We start from the raw sequence: 17,766 nt of genomic DNA, 5'->3' as shown, positions 1-17,766 counted from the left end.
TGTTCTCTCAAGACAATATGCTTCAACGTAAGAAGCACGGTTATCAGGGATCAGACGTAGATTGCAACGGCGCTTTGTTACAGGTAATCAACCAAACTTGGGATAAACTATGACCGCTCTGTTCGATTCTTTTCAACAACGAGGCGTGACCTTTCGTAACCGCATTGGTGTCTCCCCAATGTGTCAATACTCTAGCCAAGATGGACTGGCGAGTGATTGGCATTTGGTTCATTTAGTCAGTCGTGCTGTAGGGGGCGCAGGAGTAGTCTTTACTGAAGCAGCGTCGGTTAAGCCTGAGGGTAGAATCTCCCCTGGTGATTTGGGCATCTGGGCTGATGAACACATTCCGATGCTCGCCAAAATTGCCAAGCTGATTCAAGAAGCAGGTGCGGTACCAGGGATACAACTAGCCCATGCAGGGCGAAAAGCCAGTTGTGCTCTTCCTTGGGCTGGCGGCAATCCCCTAACCCAGGCTGAAGGAGGATGGCAACCCGTAGCACCAAGTGCGATCGCCTTTAATGACATGAGTCCAGTCCCAACCGCGCTCACCCCTGAAGGAATTAAATCGATTAAACAATCTTTTATCCAAGCAGCGCAAAGAAGCATTAACGCAGGCTTTCAGGTGATCGAAATTCATGCTGCCCACGGTTACTTATTGCACGAATTCTTGTCGCCATTGAGTAACCATCGCACAGACCGCTATGGCGATAGTTTTGCAGGGCGCGTTCGCCTACTCGTCGAAATTGTCCAGGCAGTGCGCGCCATCCTTCCCGACCATTTGCCGCTCTGGGTCAGAATCTCAGCCACCGACTGGGCAGAAGGGGGATGGGATTTAGAGCAAAGCATTGCCTTGAGCCAAATTCTCAAAACCTCTGGCGTCGATCTAGTGGATTGTTCAACAGGGGGATTGATTCCTGGGGTTAAAATTCCGACTGGGCCAGGTTATCAAGTGCCGTTTAGCGATCGCATTCGGCAGGACACAGGGATCGCAACGGCTGCGGTGGGAATGATTACTGCCCCCGAACAAGCCGATCGAATCATCCGGACTGGGCAAGCCGATATGGTGTTGCTGGCTCGGGAGCTATTACGCGATCCGTACTGGCCCCACCGTGCTGCCAAGGAATTACGGGTCGATCATCACCCATATCCTAAGCAATATCAAAGAGCATGGTAATTTCCTGAGGATATCTCAATGTCAATGCAATCCCTTCTGTTTTGGCTAATCGCTTTCGTCATGGGCGTGATTACCTCAGTCTATTTGCCGATGAATGGAGTCGTTGCCAGATATGTTGGCTCTACTTTGTTGGCAAATATTCCGTTTTATCTGTTGGGCGCAATAACTACTATTTTGCTCTTTTCATTCACAGGCAGTTTCGGCACTGTTTCTCGACTTCGAGAGGTTCCCAGCTATCTTTACCTGAGTGGGGTTATCAGTGCTTTTCTAGTCTTTGGGTCTACATTTTTGATTCCCAAATTAGGTGCTGGACGATTTTTTGTTCTATTCGTGGCCGGACAAATTTTGATGGCACTGGCGGTTAGCCATTTTGGCGTGCTGGACTCTCCTCAAGATCCCATCACGCTGAAAAAAGCATTCGGTGCCATCCTACTCCTCATTGGCGTTACGCTTGCCACTCAATAAACAACCAAACACATTAGAAGAGTAATGGAGGTTAACCATGTCTCAAAACTACACAACTGTGATTACCGGAGCCTCAAAGGGAATTGGACTGGCTACGGCAAAACGCCTCAATGCCATAGGCCATAAAGTGATCGGTCTTGCACGGCGTAAACCCGATCGATCGTTTCCGGGCGAGTTTATCGAGGTGGACTTAGCGGATGCGGGCGCAACGAGACAAGTCGCAGATAATATGGCCCGTCAATACTCCGTCAGTCATCTAGTTAACAATGTTGGCATTAGTCGATCGGAAGCTTTGGAGGACGTTGACATCACGCAATTTGCATCCATCATTGACCTGAATCTGCGCCCTGCGATTCAACTCACCCAAGCTTTTTTGCCAGGGATGAAAGCACGGCATTCTGGTCGCATCATCAATGTCTCTAGCCTAGTAGTGGTGGGGCTACCCCTCCGAACCAGCTATGCCGCTGCCAAAGCCGGACTGATCGGCATGACCCGCACTTGGGCGAGTGAATTGGCAACCACTGGCATTACGGTAAATGCGATCGCGCCGGGACCCACTGAGACAGAACTGTTTCGAGTCAACAGTCCCGTCGGCAGTAGCTCCGAACAGCGGTTTCTCCAACGAGTGCCCATGCAGCGCTTGGCCCAACCCGATGAAATTGCAGCGGCGATCGCATTCTTTGCGTCGGAAGATGCATCGTACATAACTGGGCAAACCTTGTTTGTGGATGGTGGTAGTAGTCTTGGCACAGCCTAACCAGCCCATTGCACACCGACCGTATCAAAATAGTTGGTCGAGTTCGAGAATTTACTGGCAGGGGTGAACGGAGTCGTTATGCAACCTCGTTTGGTCGAGTTGGCAGCAATTGAAAACGTACTCATCGCTATTCAAAATGACGATCGCAAGGAATTGATGTGTCGCCGCACGAGGTATTGTTGTTGATCTGCTGAAAACTGCTCAGGGCAAATGACAACTCCAGTGCCAATGCCATCCACTAGCGCAATGAGCGCATTGGCTTCAAGGGTTAAATCAAGATCGCCTCGAATCAGTTTAGCCGTTTGTAAGTCAGCTAACTCTTGACAAATAACCTGACGTAAAGAATCATAGCGTTTTCGGTGTTCTTGAACTAAGTGTTCACGCCCGATCGAATAACCTAAAAATGCCATCCAAACCTTCCAATCATCTCTATCAATAGACTGCATCGGGAGAGCCAAAAAAATCATTTTCTCTAGTCTCTCAGTTCCTTGCCATTGATCGGCACAGGCTTTCATATCTTCTACAATATTTTCAAAGACTTGTTCCAAGGCAAACAGAATGAGTGCTTCTTTATCTCGAAAGTAGTGGGTGACAACCCCGGTCGAAGAGCCAAGTTCTTGAGCGATCGCCCGCATACTGGTGCGATCCAATCCTTCACGGACAATCACCCGCCATGCAGCTTGAGCGACCTCAATCCGGCGATCGTCATAACTCATAGCTCTCCTCGGTTTGCAGCAACATTAAACAATCATCTTGACATCTTATCACAACAGTTGTTAGGTTTAGAGGCGACATAACAACTGTTGTAATATTACCGCCAGCGGAGTTTGCTATGATTCGATCGATCGCGCCCGATGACACGACTGCATTAATCGCCTTAGTTGAGGCAACTGGACTGTTCGGGCCGCATGAAACCGAAGAACTCGCGCTAATGCTGGCAGACCACTTTGGCGGCGAAACCAACAGCCAAGACATCTGGATTACCGACGATGACGACGGGCTGGTGGGAGTCGCGTATGTTGCGCCGGAACGAATGACCGAGGGGACGTGGAATCTATATCTAATTGCCGTCCACCCCGATCGTCAGCAGCAAGGACGCGGTGCAGCACTGCTAGCCCACGTCGAACAGATGTTAGCGCAGCGCGGCGATCGCGTGCTGCTTGTGGAAACGTCGGGACTGGAGAGCTTTGAGTACGTTCGATCGTTCTATCGCAAGAGCGGTTACGACGAAGAAGCACGAATCCGCGAGTTCTACAAGGCGGGCGAGGACAAGATCGTTTTCCGTAAAGCGCTGAACTAACGTGTTGCATAATCAACGCCTACGTCGATAAAATCATTCAGACTTTTGAAATTGTATACTGCCCTATTAAGGACTAATATCCGGAGAAAAACCGATGAACGAATCTGATAAAAACAAGCAGATCATCCAGAACTTTATCCAAGTGGTTTGGAACGGTCGCGATCTCTCGGCATTGAAAGATTTCTGGGCAGAAGATTGTGTAAATCATGCGATGCTAGGAACAGACAATCGCGGTCTTAATGCGCTGCGGATCTATCATGATTCATTCTTTGATGATTTTTTCTCCGCTTTCCCCGACATCGAGATTGAGATCGTGCAGCAGGTTGTCGAAGGCGATCGAATCGCGACATACATCATTAGCCAAGGTACACATAGTGGCACGTTTTATGGCGCTCCACCAACAGGTAAAACTATTTCAACATCCGTAATCCGAATCGATCGCGTTCGAGACGGAAAAATTGCCGAACATTGGTCTGTTTCCGATGCGGCAGGTTTAATGCAGCAAATTCAATCCTGAATTCCAGCAATTTGAGAATGTGTTGTCTACATTATCTAGGAGAATATATGTCCTCAGACTTGAGCTTTGTTGAATATATCCTGGATCAAATAAACCAAGCGGGGCAAGTCTCTTTCAAAAAAATGTTTGGCGAATATGCGATCTACTGCGACGAAAAAGTCGTTGCGCTTGTTTGCGATAACCAACTGTTTATAAAGCCAACGGCTATTGGGCGATCGATGATTGATAGTATCGTAGAAGCCCCCCCATACCCAGGTGCAAAACCACACTTTCTGATTGGAGAACAGCTTGACAATCGACATTGGATGTCGAATCTTATTCGTTTGACAGCAAGTGAGCTTCCGGCCCCAAAACCAAAGAAATCAAAGCTCAAAAAGGCAAAAATATGAAATTTGGTTACACCATTGTCTACGTCTCGTCGGTTGCAGATGCACTGACCTTTTACAAGGAGGCATTCGGCTTTGAAACGCGCTTTTTGCATGAGTCTGGCGAGTATGGCGAGTTGAACACGGGCGAAACGGTTCTTGCTTTTGCCTCCCATGCGATGGGTGAAATGAATCTTGACGGACATTATCAAAAAAGCGATCTCAGTGCTACACCCTTTGGAGTTGAGCTGGCGTTTGTCGCCGATGATGTAGCATCTGCCTATACCAAGGCAATTGCTGCTGGAGCGGTTTCTGTCAAGGAGCCGATCGCAAAGCCTTGGGGTCAAGTGGTTGCATATGTTCGTTCTAGAGAAGGATCATTAATTGAGCTTTGTTCTCCGATCGGTGACTAACAACGCCCATGCACACCGACCGTCGAAAGTCGATCGGCTAGGATATAAAGGTTATCTGCGGTGAATGATGGGCAACGTTATGCGGCTTCATTTTTGGGCTGGAGCAGCCACCTGAAGATTATTTGTTGATGTTCAGGATTCTGTTGAGTCATTAATTAGGAGTGCTTTACGCCAGCCAAAATGAATGAAATCGCCTCTTCTATGTGTTCTTCAATCATTTCTGGACTTAGGCGATCAACATCTGGTGTTAGATGTTTCCAGTTTTCATGAACAGTAAAGTAGAACAGGCAAACACTCAAGATATGAGTTAGAGCCAAAAACGGTTTAAGAGGGCGAAAATATCCTTCCGTCATACCTCGTTCTATAATCTTGAGCAAATACTCATGCAGGCTCAAAACGTTACACTCTTTGAAGTAAATTCCTTGATTTTGGCTTGCTTCTTGAAACCACAGCATTTGTCGTTGAGGATTTTGAGCTTCGTTGGCGATCGCGATCCGAATAATTTGCTTCAGGGCTACTTCAGGAGATAAACCATCAAAATTCAATTGTCCAAGCGTAGATTGGACTTCATCGATCGGACGTTGTAGAACCGCCTTGTACAAGTTTTCCTTATTCTCAAAGTAGTAGTGAAGTGATGCAGTTGTGACCTGAGCGAGAGTTGCGATCGCACTCAGCCGCGCACCATTCAAGCCGTGTCGTGAAAATTCTTGCTCTGCGGCATCTAAAATTCGCTCCTGTGTCATCTGGGCATCGCGAACAGAATGGACGGATTTTGCGCCTCGTTTACTGGGTCGAACCACGGCATTTTAATTAATTATTTGCCTTTCCATTGTAGCAAAGAGGCAGCTAGACTGAAGACATTCAATCTCTGTATTGACGTAAAGACAAGGATTTGATAAACTTACTAATAAATTAGTAAGTAAACTTAAGCAATCATGAATCAATTGCAAGGCGCACCGTGGCTTTTGGCGCATCGTTCCATGCTGAAGCCCAATCAGCCAATGAAAATTTCACTGTTGGGTAATGATTACGTCCTTTGGCAAGACATTCGTGGCACCATTAACGCCTTGCCAAATGCTTGTCCTCATATGGGTGCAATGCTGTCTGAGGGTTGGTGTGTGACTCAATCTAATGGCAGTAGCGCGATCGCTTGTCCCTTTCATGCGTTGGAATTTGACAATTTGGGCTGCACAGTTCTACCAGGATCGAATAAACAGACCAAATCTCTCTTGCAGCCGCTAGAATTAATTATCCAAGGGGATTTTATTTGGTCATATGGCAGCTATGAGCCGAAAATCCCAATTCCTGCAATTATGAATGAGATTGCAACGGAGTACGAGTTCATTGGCGTGACGGGAGAACGCAGCATTCCGACCGATCTTCTAAGCTTGCTACTAAATATGCATGACTACAATCACCAAAACGGCACTCATCGAGAATTATTTGAGATTGAAGAAGTGCAAATGAAGCAGTTCATTGATGAGGGGTTCCATTCTCATGCGTATTTGTCGCAACCCCGCAAACAACCTACATTTCGCGATATTCTAAGAAACCCTGCTCAGCTTGCGATGCCAAAGGTGCTAGAGGCTCATCTAGAAAACTTTTTCCCGTTCATGGGATTGTTGCACGGTGAAGATAAGCTATTGAGCCTCAAGGAATGTCACTTCTATCTTCCTGAAGCCGATCGTCAATCTCGTGTATTTGTGTTGATGTATATAAAGGCACATTCTCCGATTGCACACTTGATTAAAGGCAATCTGCTGAAGTTGATTGATGTGGTTGTGGATCAAGATGCAAAGATTTTAGAAAGGATCTACAGCAATACACCACAGCGGATAAAATTAAATAATGAAGTGGGAATGGATTGGGTGCGACGAAATTTTGAGAGCTTTCCAGCCGTTGGCGAACCCAATCTATCTCGGTAGTTGCCAGCCGCATAACAACGCCCATGCACACCGACCGTCGAAAGTTAATCGGCTAGGATGTAAAGGTTATCTGCGGCGGGTGATGGGCAACGTTAGGCTGCTTGAGTTACGGATAGATGAGGTGTTTCAAACTCATTGGTTTGAAGCAAAAAGCGAGTGATGTCCCCAGCACCCAGTGAAAGCCAGTTCCATCAAAGGTTCTCTCTGATGGGCAGTCAGTTCACGATCGCGCAGAGCATCGGGCAAAGCTGAGGATTTCCAAGACAGCCAATGGAGATTGCCGTCACTGGCTCATAATCTTTCAGAATAGTTAGTGTTTCTTCCATTTCTGATTCGATTCAGTGAGACAGCAACAACAGACAGCAGGGAAGTTGCCAGGTGATCGAATTTCGTTGGCTCGTCCTTTGTAAAAACAAAAAATTTTTTGGCTTGACATCCGACCGACTGGACGGTATTTTATTATATATCCGACCAACTGGACGGTCTGATGGTGTTTCTCAAATTGAGATCAGTTCATAGTAAATGGTTTAAGGAGGATAAAATGAATCATTCAAGCAGTATCCAGCTCAGTCTCTGGTGCATTTGAGTTCTATGGTTTCCGTCAAACGCTCTCGATCAATGCCGATTCAGCCTGAGGCACTCTTAGCCGCTGCAAATAAAGTGGTTGTGGCACAGGGAGTGGATGCGCTCACCTTAGAAGCAGTTGCTCGTGAAGCTGGTGTGAGTAAAGGTGGGTTGCTGCATCACTTTCCGACTAAGGATGCCTTGATTGTTGGCATGGTGCAGCAGGTATTGAATAAGTTCACCGCAGCACTCAATGATGAGCTAGAGAAAGATTCCGAGTCAGAAAAAGCAGGACATTGGGTAAAAGCTTATGTCAGGGCATCTGTGCTAGATAGTCCAGAAGATATAGAGCTGTACTCAAGCTTGCTGGCTGCGATCGTTGTGAATCCAGAGTTGCTAAAGCCAATTCAGGATAGCTGGGCGGAATGGCAAGCAAAAGCTGAGTCGAATGGATTGAAACCTGAAATTGCCACCATTATCCGGTTAGCAGTCGATGGTTTAGCGCTGACGAGTTTGTTTGGTTTTGCGCCACTCGAAGAGAATTTGCGATCGCAGGTGATTGAAACGCTGTTAAATCTAGCGCAACCCTAGTTCATTGAGTCGGAAAGTCATGCTTTAACCCTAAACCAGAAGGCTACTCTGGAGGCACTTTGCCATGCAGTTTTTTGAGTATATGACCAAGGCATTTAGCACTTGGTTCATTGGATTCTTTCCTTACTTCGAGGTCTATGCAGCAGTTGCGGCTGGCATGGCAATGGGATTGGATGGGGTTTCAGCCGTCGTGTGGGCTGTCTTCGGAAACTTCACGCCGATTCCTCTACTGCTACTCTGCTACCGTCAACTGACCAGAGTGCGAAGAATTCGACTTTGGCTGGAACGACTTGAAAAGCGAGGCGTTCGGAAGGTTAAACACGCTTTTGACCGCTATGGTGCTTGGTTTCTGGTGTTGATGACTCCCATTTTAGGGAGTTGGACGATCGCGGTTATTGCACCGATAACCGGAATTCAGCCTAAGCAAGTCATGCTGTTTTCTTTCGTTGGGATTCTGCTTTATGCGATCGCAACCGCAGTGTTAGTCGCATCTGGAATTAATTGGTTCAATCACCATTGAAGCCACCTATTCGTGGGCGAAATCTGAAAAAGACACAAAAGTGCTGAAGCTAGATAGCCAGAGTCTGGCTCAATTTGACTCGAAATCTATCCAATCTAATTTTCCAAACTAACAAGAGGAACTATGCACAGTAATCAATCACAAGATGCAACTGCAAAAGCTGTAGAGGCAGTAATGAAGATGGAGCTACCACAGCATATTGCTCGCTATGCGTGTGAAATCAAGTACGATCCAGTGCTAGGCACGATGGAATTGGTGACAAAAGAAGCTCGGATGCGTGGAGTCGCAGCAATTCAGGATTTTCAGGTCATTTCCCTCTCCCGCACCATGCGGAATCAGGAATCGTTTCGTCGTGATGGTAAACCGACTCTAGATATGGAGTTTTTCGTCAATGATGAGAACGGCAAAATTGGCGTGTATTCAGAACACATGTGTATTGATCAGCATGGACTGACCAATACACACATTGAAGGAATTAATCACATGCTATGGCAGGGCACAGTCTATGGTGGTCACAAGCTCGGTACACCAGAGGCAGAACGTACTGACATCATGGCATGGGCAGAACGAGGTTGGTTTACTCGTGGCATTCTGGCTGATATTCCTGCTCTGCGTGGCACTGACTACGTTCATTATGACGATCCAATCGTGACAGGTGATGAAATTGAAGCGGCACTTGCAGCAGTTGGCATCACCCCCCACGCTGGGGATGCCCTGATCCTATATATGGGATACGAAGTTGCTCAGGCAATCCTGGATTTTGATGTAGATGGACCAGGTCCTGACTTTACCCGTCCTGGGCTTGGGGTTACAGGCGCTGAGTGGTTGGTTGACAACAAAATTGGGCTATTGCTCTACGACTTTGAAGATGCGATGCATCCTAGTGAACCATTTGCACAAGGGCAACTATTGGAATGGGCGATCGGGCAAGGAATTGTCTCTGGATGCAACTTTGGAGAGGCAGTGAAATACAGCCGTGCCACAGGGCGTTACGATGGATTGCTTTTGGTCAGCCCATTGAAAATCCCGAAGGGAACAGGCAGCCCGGTTAACCCGCTTTGGATTGTCTAATTTATTCTGCACCAAGCTGCCAGCATTTGTACGGAATTTGCACTTTATGCAACTCATTTGGTACAGCGATCAGCAACTTACTCATCAGATAGATTAACCTGCAAGTTTTTTCACTCAACCTCAATTGTTTTTATTTAAGGAGATTTGTCATGCAAGCCAACCAACAGTCAGTAACAGCCGTAAGCTCTGAATTGTTCGGCAATCCCTTCCTCTGGTATGCCAAGATGCGTCGTGAATCGCCTGTGTTCTATGATGCAGAGCAACAAAGCTGGATGATCTTTCGCTATGAAGATGTGAAACAAGTCTTTGCGAATTGGCAAACGTTTTCATCCAATATCCCGCATCCGCCAGAGCAAACAGATTTTACTCAAAGCCTAAACTATACTGACCCACCCAAACATCGATCGCTTCGTTCTCTGGTGGCAAAAGTGTTCACTGCTCGTCGAGTTGAGGAACTTGCTCCCCGCATTACGCAAATCACCCACGAACTCATCGATCAGGTTCAAAAGCGCGATCGCATGGACTTTATGCATGACCTAGCGATTCCCCTGCCTGTGATTGTCATTGCAGAGATTCTGGGAGTTCCTGTTGAGGATCGGGCGGATTTCAAGCACTGGTCTGACGGTATTGTCCTGTTTGACTCGGAAGCGTTGCAGGCAATGGCAAACTACTTTCGGCATTTGCTAGAACAACGACGACAACATCCAAGCAAGGACTTAATTAGTGATTTGATTGCAGCCCAGGAAGCAGGCGAAACCTTGACTGCCCAAGAGCTTGTAGATTTTTGCATTGTGCTGCTAGTCGGTGGGAATGAAACGACAACAAATTTGTTGGGCAATGCTATCCTTTGCTTTAACGAATATCCAGACGCATGGGAACGGTTGAAACGGGAACCAAAACTACTCCCATTGGCGATCGAAGAAGTGCTGCGTTACCGATCTTCAATACAAGCGATGGAACGGTTCACGAAAGTTGAAACCCAACTAAGTGGACAGACCATTCCCGCAGGACAGCGAGTAACCGTTTGGATGGGAGCGGCCAACCGAGATGAGGCACAGTTCGATCGCGCTGAGAACTTTGTCGTTGATCGCGATCCGAATGCTCATCTGGCGTTTGGTAACGGTATTCATTTTTGCTTGGGTGCACCTCTCGCTCGGCTAGAAGCAACGATCGTGTTGAGTGCAGTGCTAGAGCGACTACCCAATCTACGCATTGATCCAAATGCCACGCTGGAGTTTATTCCCTCAACAGATGTTCACGGCGTGAAATCTTTACCTGTCTTGCTCTAACGTCTTAGCTATACACTCGATCAGTATTGGTCGAGTGTATGGAATCTTTTTTTAACCTGAATTGGGAGATGAAATTACCATGAATGTACAGAAAATGGCTGCTAACACTGCGGAATGCGATCGTGCTCTGGAATTTGAAATCGTTGTGCTTGATATTGATGGAGCCGTAACGCAGCAATCTCGATTACTAGAGCGATATAATCCCACTGTGATTTCCCTCCAAGAGCGTCATGCGGAACTGCGCTACTGGTGCCCAAATGACGTAATGGAACGCCTACGAAAAGATGTCTCAACTCAACTCGATTTGCAGAAACCTCGGATTGCGCTTTACGGGACTAACAATAACCATCACATGGCGTATCTGTGGATTAGCTTGCTGAATGAACCCGTAACTGTGATTGGGTTTGACAGTACTTCGGACTGCTTTAGAACAATGCCCAATTATATCTGGGCTGGCTCTTGGGCACCTCTAGCTGCAAAATTGCCTCATGTCCAAAAGTTGGTGCTACTGGGGATCGATCGCGATTTCACCCTTGACTTACCCGATGATTTTGTTGCACCACTTGGCACACCCACCTATGAGATGGATTTGCTCACATCTGGCAAGGTAGAACTGTACCCGAACATGATGCGACAATCTCAAATTATTGGGCATGTGACTGCGAGTACACCCTGCGTGGAGATGAAGCCTGATAGTCTGTTTACCTCCTCGGCAACTTGGAAAAATTTCCGCGATCACGGAGGAGTTCACGACAGTATGGAGCGTATTCTAGCCAACATTTCTACCGATGCTGTTTACATCACCATCGATAAAGACGGTTTACGGGAAGAAGACTGCTTCTCTAATATCTACGATGGCAAAAACTCGAAACAGGGGACATTGACGATTGATGAAATGCTGGAAATTCTTGCGCTGATCAAACAACGTAAGCGAATTCTAGGTGTCGATATCTGCGGTGACTATTCTTATCCGGCTCGATCGTCAAATCCGCTGAAGCAAGCCTGGAGCGATTGGGAATTAAAGTTTGTTCCCACTGATGCCATTGACTCGATCGCACTGCGGCAGATGAATGAAGACGTTAATTTGAAAATCCTTGAAATGTTGTTGAATTAAAGCCTTCTATTAGCAGCAGAAGCGAATTACGAGTAGAAGGGGTGTAGCAGTCGGTCGGGTAGAGAAATCTGCCAATACGTCACTTTCCTGCATTGCTGTATCGCAAGGTGATACAGCCTAACAAGCCTGCTGCACCGGAACGAATCTAAGCTAACGTTGAGATGCAAAGGTTATCTGCGGCGGGTGATGGGCAACGTTATGCCACTAAAATTTTAGGTCATGGTGTTTGCTTGAAAGCAACTTGTCAAAGTAAAACATTTTCTGTCTGGCACTGCGACTAGCATATTAAGCAGAGCAAACCAGACTTATAGTGTTGCAAATATGCTAACCCAAGAGCAAACTCAATTAATTACAATCCTGCGATCGCTCATCGATCTGACAGAGAGCGAAGCAACTCAAGCAGTTAGCTTATTTCAACCCCAATCCTTAAGCCGAAGTGAATTTTTTGTTCGTGCAGGTGATATCCCGCAAACAATTGGATTTGTGATCTCTGGGATTCTACGCTTGTACTACGTCGATGCTGACGGTAATGAAGCTACAAAATCATTTTGTGCTGAAAATAGTTTTGTGGCAGCTTATAGTGCGCTGCTACTGGGACAGCCATCTCGACTATTCATTCAAACTCTGGAAGATACCAAACTATTGATCGTAGATTATTCCGTTTATCGATCGCTGTCCGAATCCCAAACTTACTTGCAGCAGTTGAATTGCAAAATTGCGGAATCTCTCTTCATCAAGAAGGAACGGCGAGAAAGTGCGTTGCTGTTAGATGACGCTAAAACTCGCTATCTCAGTTTCTTAGAAGAATATCCTGGGTTAAACGCACGGCTCAAACAACATTACATTGCCTCGTATCTCGGTATGACTCCAGTGACCTTAAGCCGAATTCGTACCCAACTGAAAAATCATTAACATAGGTTAATGATTTTTCACAAACTCCTATCATAAGATCCATGAGTTAGTCATTGGCTTAGGAAAGTTGTGAAAACTGCTCAACACACAGTTCTAATTACAGGCGGCACATCAGGAATTGGATTGGCGCTAGCGAAGCGATTTCTGACAGAGGGGAATGCTGTGATTGTCACAGGCACGAATGCTCAAAAAGCAGAAGCCGTGAAACGCGAATTGCCCCTGCTCACCGTAGAACTTACCGATATGCGCGATCGCCAAGCTCTCGAAAAGCTAGTATATCGCCATCCTGCTGTCAACATTCTGATCAATAATGCGGGCATCCAGTACAACTATGACTTTGCCGATGCTGCCATCTCACCAGCGCAAATTGCAACCGAACTCGATATCAACTTGCTCAGTCCTTTGCATCTGACCAAGCTTCTTCTGCCGCAGCTTTTAAGTCATCCAACGGCTGCAATTATCAATGTTTCATCTGGATTAGGCATTGTGCCAAAACAAAGTGCCCCAGTCTATTGTGCCAGTAAAGCTGCACTGCATAGTTTTACCAAAGCATTGCGCTGGCAACTTGAAGGAACCTCAGTTCGAGTGTTTGAGATGATTCCACCGATCGTGGACACTGCCATGACCCAGGGACGAGGACGCGGCAAAATCACGCCAGAAGCATTAGCTGAAGAATTTTGGCGCGATTTTAGCCACGATCGTTACGAAATGCGGATTGGCAAAACGAAATTGCTCTTTGTACTTCAGCGTTTCATCCCAGCACTTGCGGAGCGGATCATGCGTCCTGGACTTTAACCGTCTATCAATCACGAGAATTTATTTTTATGGATAAACGAATCCGAGTGCTTCGCCAGCGAAAATGTTAGATATTACAAAAAGGCGAAGATTTCATGAGCTTACTTTCAGCAACCATTAAGACTACCGTTACAGCTAGTCAAACTGCGGCTTTTGAGCATATTGTGCCTATTGACCTCACTTCTATATTTAAAGGTTATGGGCTGCTACCATCTGTCACGGGTATTGAGAACCAAGTTGGAAATTGGGACATCGCAGGGCAAACCCGCACTGTGCATTTATCCGATCGTAGTTCTGTCCAAGAGCTACTGACAAAATATGAGCATCCACGATACTTTAGCTACACGGTTAGCGGTTTTACTGGGGTGCTGAGGTTTCTCACAACTTCTGCTAATGGGGAGTGGTGGTTTAGTGTCAACTCATCAGGTCAGACTACGATCGAGTGGCGTTATACATTCAATGCACGGTCTGTTTTAGCTGTTCCAATCCTTTGGTTGATTACCAATTTACTCTGGCGCAACTATATGAATCAGGCACTGCAACGATCGAAAGCACTGATTGAGTAGAATATGACCTAAATCTAATCTCATTACGGCCGTCAACCGCCGTCTACTTAGCCACTCTAAGTCAAGCTTGCGTCCTGGACTTTAACCGTCTATCAGTCACAAGAATTTATTTTTATGGATAAACGAATCCGAGTGCATCGACAAACGCTTTAACTTCATTTTCGGCTCTCCTGGGTATTCGGTGATAAGTGAAGCTTATATGAGTTCTGATATGAGTTTCAACATTTGCACCTTGCAAATTTTGTAGATTGAGATACAGTTTGCACCACAACCCCAGGAGAGCCGACTATTTCTGGCTTAGGTTGTCTCAACATTTTGAGAAATCATTTCGATCGCATTGCGTAACCAATAATTAGCTTCATCTCGATCGCTCAATGCACTCCATAGCATTGATACCATCCACGGTTTCGTTTTGATTGGAAGCTCAAAAATCGTTAAATTGCAGACCGTTGCGAAACGAAGCGCAATGCGACGGGGAACAGCAGCCACTAAGTCACTGGATGCGATCGCAAATGGCAAAATCATCATATGTGGCGTGGTTAATGCGATACGTCGCTCTAAATTATGCTCATCCAACGCTCGATCAATTGCACCTGTAGTATCTCGTCGCAGTGTTCCGAGAGCATGGGAGAGATCGGCGAAGGTTTCTAAACTCATAGTTCCATGTTTGACAGCAGGGTGTCCTTGACGAGCAATTCCCACAAACCGCTCTTCAAAGATAGGTGTCCATTTTGTTTGGCGAGGTGGATTTGGGAAAACACCCAACGCCACATCGATCGCGCCCTGTTCTAGCAAATCTCCAACACAGTCCTTCTCAAACCCAATCATTCGGAAGTTGATTGACGGGGCTGTTTGACAACTAAACTGTAGCAGCGGTGGCACCAAGACTAAACTCGTGTAATCTGAACTCCCAAGGGCAAACGTGCGATCGCTAGAAATTGGCTCAAATGCCTGACTGGAGGTAACGGTTTGACGAATCTGTTGTAATCCAGCTAAGATACCGGGCGCGATCGTCTGGGCTTTGAGCGTCGGCTGCATCTGTCGTCCTAGCCGCACAAACAATTCATCTTCAAACAAGACACGCAGACGACTGAGAGCTGCACTCATTGCAGGCTGCCCAATCTGAAGCTCTTCAGCAGCTTTCGTAACGCTGCGCTGTTCTAGTAGGGCTTCAAAGGCAACCAACAGGTTCAGGTCAATCGCAGCCAAGTCTATCGATTTCATTGATACTACTCATCTAAAAAATCGTCTTGTTTAATAGTTTAAGGGTTGGTAGGGTGAATGACATACCAAATTCAATCAACAGTTTTTGATGACTATGACGCAAAAAGTAGCAGTAATTACTGGCAGTCACAAAGGCTTAGGCTATGCGATCGCCCGCAAGTTAGCACAGAAAGAGAATATTCAAGTTGTGCTGACGAGTCGTCAGGAGCAAGATGGTCTGGCCGCTCAACAGCGCCTATCAAGCGAAAATATTCAAGTGGATTTTCATCCTCTGGATGTGACGAGCGATGCTAGTGTGCAACAGTTCGCAACCTGGTTGCAGCAGACTTATGGCAGAGTCGATATTCTGGTCAATAATGCGGGTGTCAACCCGACGATGCAGCCAGAAGAATCCAGCCTGCTCACGGTTCAAATGGAAACGATGCTGGCAACTTTCGCAACCAATGTTTTAGCCGTTGCTCGAATGACACAGGCTCTAGTGCCATTGATGAAAGCGCAAAACTACGGGCGGATCGTAAATGTGTCTACTGAAATGGCTTCGCTGGCATCTATGAGTAGCGATTACTATCCTCTAGCGCCTTCGTACCGCCTTTCTAAAGTTGGGCTAAATGGACTGACCGCGCTTTTAGCAAAGGAATTTCAGGGTACAAACATTTTGATAAATGCTTACTCTCCTGGCTGGATGCAAACCGATATGGGTGGCTCTAATGCACCGTTCACAGCCGATGAAGGAGCCGAAACTGCCGTATATCTGGCAACGTTGCCAGAAGGTGGCGCACAGGGTAAGTTTTTTGCCGAAATGCGGAAGTTTGGTGGCGCGATCGCACTGCCTTGGTAATCGCTTTTGAACCTAAGATACAAAACTATTACAGCGAGACGAACCTACGATGACTCCAACTGAAGAACAAAACTTAGCGATCGCCCGAATCTTTATTGAGCAGTTTTTGGGCAAGGGTAATATGTCCATCGCGGCGGATGTACTGGCTGAAAATGTGCAGGCAATCACCGGATTAAAGCCAGATGGGCCAATTGACGGACGTGAAGCATACAAGCAAGTGTTTAGTGCCTTTTTCGATGCCTTTCCCCCGATTGCGGGTTCAGAGATGACAATCGAAGATATTTTTGCAGCAGGCGATCGGGTGGTCGTTCGGTTTCGATCCGTGCAAAAACATACCAAAGAGTTTTTTGGTATTGCCGCCACAAATCGGGATATCACATTCATTGAAACTCATGTCATGCGACTACGAGACGGCAAGATTGTAGAAAACGTGGTGAGTGCTACCAATCTGGAGTTTGAAATGTTAATGGCTCCTGTTTTAACGCCGTTAATTCTCAAGTGAAGGTGCTGCCTGCCTTGAGTCGCCAACTATGAGGGCGATCGCAGCATAACAACCCTGCTGTACCGGAACTAATTCAAGCTATTGTGAGGATGCAAAGGTTGTCTTCGTCCGGTGACACGAATTGGTTGACTTGTCTTAATTCCCTAGCATTGGGAAACAATTAAACCACCGTAGAAAATCAACTAATCCAGGAGAATCAAAATGAAACTTGTGATCTTTGCTCCCACCGGGATGATTGGCAGCCGGATATTGAATGAAGCCTTGTCACGAGGGCATATTGTAACTGCCATTACTCGCGATCCCTCGCGCTTTTCGATCGCACATGAAAATTTAACCGTCGTTGCGGGTAATGTCCTTGATGCCACTAATGTTGCAGACTTAGCTAAAGGTAATGATGCCGTACTGAGTGCAGTAGGACCTAGCGGTTCTGCCCCAGATGTGATTGTCAAGGCGGCTCATTCGTTGATTGATGGCGTATCTCGTGCGGGGATTCGTCGTTTGATTGTCGTGGGCGGTGCAGGAATTCTTGACGTTGCGCCGGATGTACTGCTGATGAATAGCCCTAATTTTGTGGAGGAATACCGTCCGCTTGCCGCCGTTCACCTTGAGGCGTATAACCTTTACAAGGCTTCCAATCTTGACTGGTCATTTGTTTGTCCGGCGGCTGAAATTGCTCCCGGCGATCGCACGGCTATCTTTCAGGTTGGGGCAGATCGTCTACTCACCAATGAAAAAGGAGAAAGTCGTATCTCTGCTGAGGATTATGCGATCGGTATGCCTCTAATCATTAATTTATTGGACAAGACTGGACAATGCGTACATGGCGATCCATAATACTAATATGGCAAAGTACGTGAAACCAAA

Annotated in this window: 22 protein-coding genes; 19 read left to right on the top strand and 3 right to left on the bottom strand. The window is 46.6% G+C overall.

All coding sequences use genetic code 11. The features are described 5' to 3' along the window. Nucleotides 1-109 precede the first annotated feature (109 nt). Genes JGK07_RS15635 through JGK07_RS15625 form a run of 3 tightly spaced genes read left to right on the top strand, consistent with a single transcriptional unit; the run spans nucleotide 110 to nucleotide 2,396 of the window. Nucleotides 110-1,174 (top strand): NADH:flavin oxidoreductase/NADH oxidase, encoded by a 1,065-nt coding sequence (locus JGK07_RS15635; RefSeq protein ID WP_293242475.1) that lies wholly within the window; start codon nucleotides 110-112, stop codon nucleotides 1,172-1,174. Nucleotides 1,175-1,192: 18 nt separating this feature from the next. After that, nucleotides 1,193-1,639 (top strand): DMT family transporter, encoded by a 447-nt coding sequence (locus JGK07_RS15630; protein WP_293242472.1) that lies wholly within the window; start codon nucleotides 1,193-1,195, stop codon nucleotides 1,637-1,639. A gap of 37 nt (nucleotides 1,640-1,676) precedes the next feature. Beyond that, the gene (locus JGK07_RS15625; protein WP_293242469.1) at nucleotides 1,677-2,396 is read left to right on the top strand and encodes an SDR family oxidoreductase; all 720 of its coding nucleotides are present in this window, start codon (nucleotides 1,677-1,679) and stop codon (nucleotides 2,394-2,396) included. A gap of 131 nt (nucleotides 2,397-2,527) precedes the next feature. Here the strand turns inward: JGK07_RS15625 and JGK07_RS15620 are convergent, their stop codons facing one another. Beyond that, nucleotides 2,528-3,112 (bottom strand): TetR/AcrR family transcriptional regulator, encoded by a 585-nt coding sequence (locus JGK07_RS15620; protein WP_293182514.1) that lies wholly within the window; start codon nucleotides 3,110-3,112, stop codon nucleotides 2,528-2,530. A gap of 116 nt (nucleotides 3,113-3,228) precedes the next feature. Here JGK07_RS15620 and JGK07_RS15615 point away from each other — a divergent pair, with 116 nt between their 5' ends. The 4 genes from JGK07_RS15615 (at nucleotide 3,229) to JGK07_RS15600 (ending at nucleotide 4,991) form a co-directional block, all read left to right on the top strand. After that, nucleotides 3,229-3,696 (top strand): GNAT family N-acetyltransferase, encoded by a 468-nt coding sequence (locus JGK07_RS15615; protein WP_293182512.1) that lies wholly within the window; start codon nucleotides 3,229-3,231, stop codon nucleotides 3,694-3,696. 94 nt (nucleotides 3,697-3,790) lie between these two features. Further along, on the top strand, nucleotides 3,791-4,213 hold the full coding sequence (locus JGK07_RS15610; RefSeq protein WP_293182510.1) for an ester cyclase: 423 nt from the start codon (nucleotides 3,791-3,793) through the stop codon (nucleotides 4,211-4,213). Nucleotides 4,214-4,260: 47 nt separating this feature from the next. After that, on the top strand, nucleotides 4,261-4,602 hold the full coding sequence (locus tag JGK07_RS15605; protein WP_293182508.1) for a TfoX/Sxy family protein: 342 nt from the start codon (nucleotides 4,261-4,263) through the stop codon (nucleotides 4,600-4,602). Continuing rightward, nucleotides 4,599-4,991: a VOC family protein gene (locus JGK07_RS15600; RefSeq protein ID WP_293182506.1), complete on the top strand. Its 393-nt coding sequence runs from the start codon at nucleotides 4,599-4,601 to the stop codon at nucleotides 4,989-4,991. Before JGK07_RS15605 ends, JGK07_RS15600 begins: the two co-directional genes overlap by 4 nt. A 155-nt stretch (nucleotides 4,992-5,146) precedes the next feature. Here JGK07_RS15600 and JGK07_RS15595 read toward each other — a convergent pair whose 3' ends face one another. Then, entirely contained in the window at nucleotides 5,147-5,734 is a 588-nt protein-coding gene (locus JGK07_RS15595) for a TetR/AcrR family transcriptional regulator (RefSeq protein ID WP_293182504.1), read from the bottom strand. 192 nt (nucleotides 5,735-5,926) lie between these two features. Here JGK07_RS15595 and JGK07_RS15590 point away from each other — a divergent pair, with 192 nt between their 5' ends. The 9 genes from JGK07_RS15590 (at nucleotide 5,927) to JGK07_RS15550 (ending at nucleotide 14,338) form a co-directional block, all read left to right on the top strand. Continuing rightward, on the top strand, nucleotides 5,927-6,916 hold the full coding sequence (locus tag JGK07_RS15590; protein WP_293182502.1) for a Rieske 2Fe-2S domain-containing protein: 990 nt from the start codon (nucleotides 5,927-5,929) through the stop codon (nucleotides 6,914-6,916). 618 nt (nucleotides 6,917-7,534) lie between these two features. Beyond that, the gene (locus tag JGK07_RS15585) at nucleotides 7,535-8,071 is read left to right on the top strand and encodes a TetR/AcrR family transcriptional regulator (RefSeq protein WP_293182500.1); all 537 of its coding nucleotides are present in this window, start codon (nucleotides 7,535-7,537) and stop codon (nucleotides 8,069-8,071) included. An 82-nt stretch (nucleotides 8,072-8,153) separates the two neighbouring features. Beyond that, complete coding sequence (locus JGK07_RS15580) at nucleotides 8,154-8,591, top strand: small multi-drug export protein (RefSeq protein ID WP_293182498.1); 438 nt, start codon at nucleotides 8,154-8,156, stop codon at nucleotides 8,589-8,591. A gap of 123 nt (nucleotides 8,592-8,714) precedes the next feature. Further along, nucleotides 8,715-9,662, top strand: a complete 948-nt coding sequence (locus JGK07_RS15575; protein WP_293182496.1) for a cyclase family protein — start codon at nucleotides 8,715-8,717, stop codon at nucleotides 9,660-9,662. 149 nt (nucleotides 9,663-9,811) lie between these two features. Then, nucleotides 9,812-10,951 (top strand): cytochrome P450, encoded by a 1,140-nt coding sequence (locus tag JGK07_RS15570; protein WP_293182494.1) that lies wholly within the window; start codon nucleotides 9,812-9,814, stop codon nucleotides 10,949-10,951. Nucleotides 10,952-11,030: 79 nt separating this feature from the next. Continuing rightward, nucleotides 11,031-12,065 (top strand): hypothetical protein, encoded by a 1,035-nt coding sequence (locus JGK07_RS15565; RefSeq protein ID WP_293182492.1) that lies wholly within the window; start codon nucleotides 11,031-11,033, stop codon nucleotides 12,063-12,065. Between the two features lie 321 nt (nucleotides 12,066-12,386). Next, on the top strand, nucleotides 12,387-12,977 hold the full coding sequence (locus JGK07_RS15560) for a Crp/Fnr family transcriptional regulator (protein ID WP_293182490.1): 591 nt from the start codon (nucleotides 12,387-12,389) through the stop codon (nucleotides 12,975-12,977). Nucleotides 12,978-13,046: 69 nt separating this feature from the next. Continuing rightward, on the top strand, nucleotides 13,047-13,772 hold the full coding sequence (locus JGK07_RS15555; protein WP_293226210.1) for an SDR family oxidoreductase: 726 nt from the start codon (nucleotides 13,047-13,049) through the stop codon (nucleotides 13,770-13,772). A gap of 95 nt (nucleotides 13,773-13,867) precedes the next feature. Then, nucleotides 13,868-14,338, top strand: coding sequence for an SRPBCC family protein (locus JGK07_RS15550; RefSeq protein WP_293226213.1), 471 nt, complete (start codon nucleotides 13,868-13,870; stop codon nucleotides 14,336-14,338). A 297-nt stretch (nucleotides 14,339-14,635) separates the two neighbouring features. Here JGK07_RS15550 and JGK07_RS15545 read toward each other — a convergent pair whose 3' ends face one another. Beyond that, nucleotides 14,636-15,562: a LysR family transcriptional regulator gene (locus JGK07_RS15545; protein ID WP_293182484.1), complete on the bottom strand. Its 927-nt coding sequence runs from the start codon at nucleotides 15,560-15,562 to the stop codon at nucleotides 14,636-14,638. 88 nt (nucleotides 15,563-15,650) lie between these two features. On the opposite strand from JGK07_RS15545, the gene JGK07_RS15540 reads away from it, so the two are divergent. The 3 genes from JGK07_RS15540 (at nucleotide 15,651) to JGK07_RS15530 (ending at nucleotide 17,736) form a co-directional block, all read left to right on the top strand. Continuing rightward, nucleotides 15,651-16,400, top strand: coding sequence for an SDR family oxidoreductase (locus tag JGK07_RS15540; RefSeq protein WP_293182482.1), 750 nt, complete (start codon nucleotides 15,651-15,653; stop codon nucleotides 16,398-16,400). A gap of 49 nt (nucleotides 16,401-16,449) precedes the next feature. Further along, a complete protein-coding gene (locus JGK07_RS15535; RefSeq protein WP_293182480.1) occupies nucleotides 16,450-16,902 on the top strand; it encodes an ester cyclase in 453 nt (150 codons plus the stop codon). Nucleotides 16,903-17,103: 201 nt separating this feature from the next. Continuing rightward, nucleotides 17,104-17,736, top strand: a complete 633-nt coding sequence (locus tag JGK07_RS15530) for an NAD(P)-dependent oxidoreductase (protein WP_293182478.1) — start codon at nucleotides 17,104-17,106, stop codon at nucleotides 17,734-17,736. Nucleotides 17,737-17,766 lie beyond the last annotated feature (30 nt).

It is taken from the genome of Microcoleus sp. PH2017_24_DOB_U_A (genome assembly GCF_020738205.1).
Classification (GTDB): Bacteria; Cyanobacteriota; Cyanobacteriia; order Cyanobacteriales; family Microcoleaceae; genus Microcoleus.
The sequence above is the reverse complement of the archived record's forward strand: the minus strand, read 5'-3'. Positions and strand labels throughout refer to the sequence as shown.

Bases quoted from the DNA above. Each gene is read 5' to 3' on its own strand.
- JGK07_RS15635 (WP_293242475.1), top strand. From the start codon at position 110: ATGACCGCTCTGTTCGATTCTTTTCAACAACGAGGCGTGACCTTTCGT.
- JGK07_RS15630 (WP_293242472.1), top strand. From the start codon at position 1,193: ATGTCAATGCAATCCCTTCTGTTTTGGCTAATCGCTTTCGTCATGGGC.
- JGK07_RS15625 (WP_293242469.1), top strand. From the start codon at position 1,677: ATGTCTCAAAACTACACAACTGTGATTACCGGAGCCTCAAAGGGAATT.
- JGK07_RS15620 (WP_293182514.1), bottom strand. From the start codon at position 3,112: ATGAGTTATGACGATCGCCGGATTGAGGTCGCTCAAGCTGCATGGCGG.
- JGK07_RS15615 (WP_293182512.1), top strand. From the start codon at position 3,229: ATGATTCGATCGATCGCGCCCGATGACACGACTGCATTAATCGCCTTA.
- JGK07_RS15610 (WP_293182510.1), top strand. From the start codon at position 3,791: ATGAACGAATCTGATAAAAACAAGCAGATCATCCAGAACTTTATCCAA.
- JGK07_RS15605 (WP_293182508.1), top strand. From the start codon at position 4,261: ATGTCCTCAGACTTGAGCTTTGTTGAATATATCCTGGATCAAATAAAC.
- JGK07_RS15600 (WP_293182506.1), top strand. From the start codon at position 4,599: ATGAAATTTGGTTACACCATTGTCTACGTCTCGTCGGTTGCAGATGCA.
- JGK07_RS15595 (WP_293182504.1), bottom strand. From the start codon at position 5,734: ATGACACAGGAGCGAATTTTAGATGCCGCAGAGCAAGAATTTTCACGA.
- JGK07_RS15590 (WP_293182502.1), top strand. From the start codon at position 5,927: ATGAATCAATTGCAAGGCGCACCGTGGCTTTTGGCGCATCGTTCCATG.
- JGK07_RS15585 (WP_293182500.1), top strand. From the start codon at position 7,535: ATGCCGATTCAGCCTGAGGCACTCTTAGCCGCTGCAAATAAAGTGGTT.
- JGK07_RS15580 (WP_293182498.1), top strand. From the start codon at position 8,154: ATGACCAAGGCATTTAGCACTTGGTTCATTGGATTCTTTCCTTACTTC.
- JGK07_RS15575 (WP_293182496.1), top strand. From the start codon at position 8,715: ATGCACAGTAATCAATCACAAGATGCAACTGCAAAAGCTGTAGAGGCA.
- JGK07_RS15570 (WP_293182494.1), top strand. From the start codon at position 9,812: ATGCAAGCCAACCAACAGTCAGTAACAGCCGTAAGCTCTGAATTGTTC.
- JGK07_RS15565 (WP_293182492.1), top strand. From the start codon at position 11,031: ATGAATGTACAGAAAATGGCTGCTAACACTGCGGAATGCGATCGTGCT.
- JGK07_RS15560 (WP_293182490.1), top strand. From the start codon at position 12,387: ATGCTAACCCAAGAGCAAACTCAATTAATTACAATCCTGCGATCGCTC.
- JGK07_RS15550 (WP_293226213.1), top strand. From the start codon at position 13,868: ATGAGCTTACTTTCAGCAACCATTAAGACTACCGTTACAGCTAGTCAA.
- JGK07_RS15545 (WP_293182484.1), bottom strand. From the start codon at position 15,562: ATGAAATCGATAGACTTGGCTGCGATTGACCTGAACCTGTTGGTTGCC.
- JGK07_RS15540 (WP_293182482.1), top strand. From the start codon at position 15,651: ATGACTATGACGCAAAAAGTAGCAGTAATTACTGGCAGTCACAAAGGC.
- JGK07_RS15535 (WP_293182480.1), top strand. From the start codon at position 16,450: ATGACTCCAACTGAAGAACAAAACTTAGCGATCGCCCGAATCTTTATT.
- JGK07_RS15530 (WP_293182478.1), top strand. From the start codon at position 17,104: ATGAAACTTGTGATCTTTGCTCCCACCGGGATGATTGGCAGCCGGATA.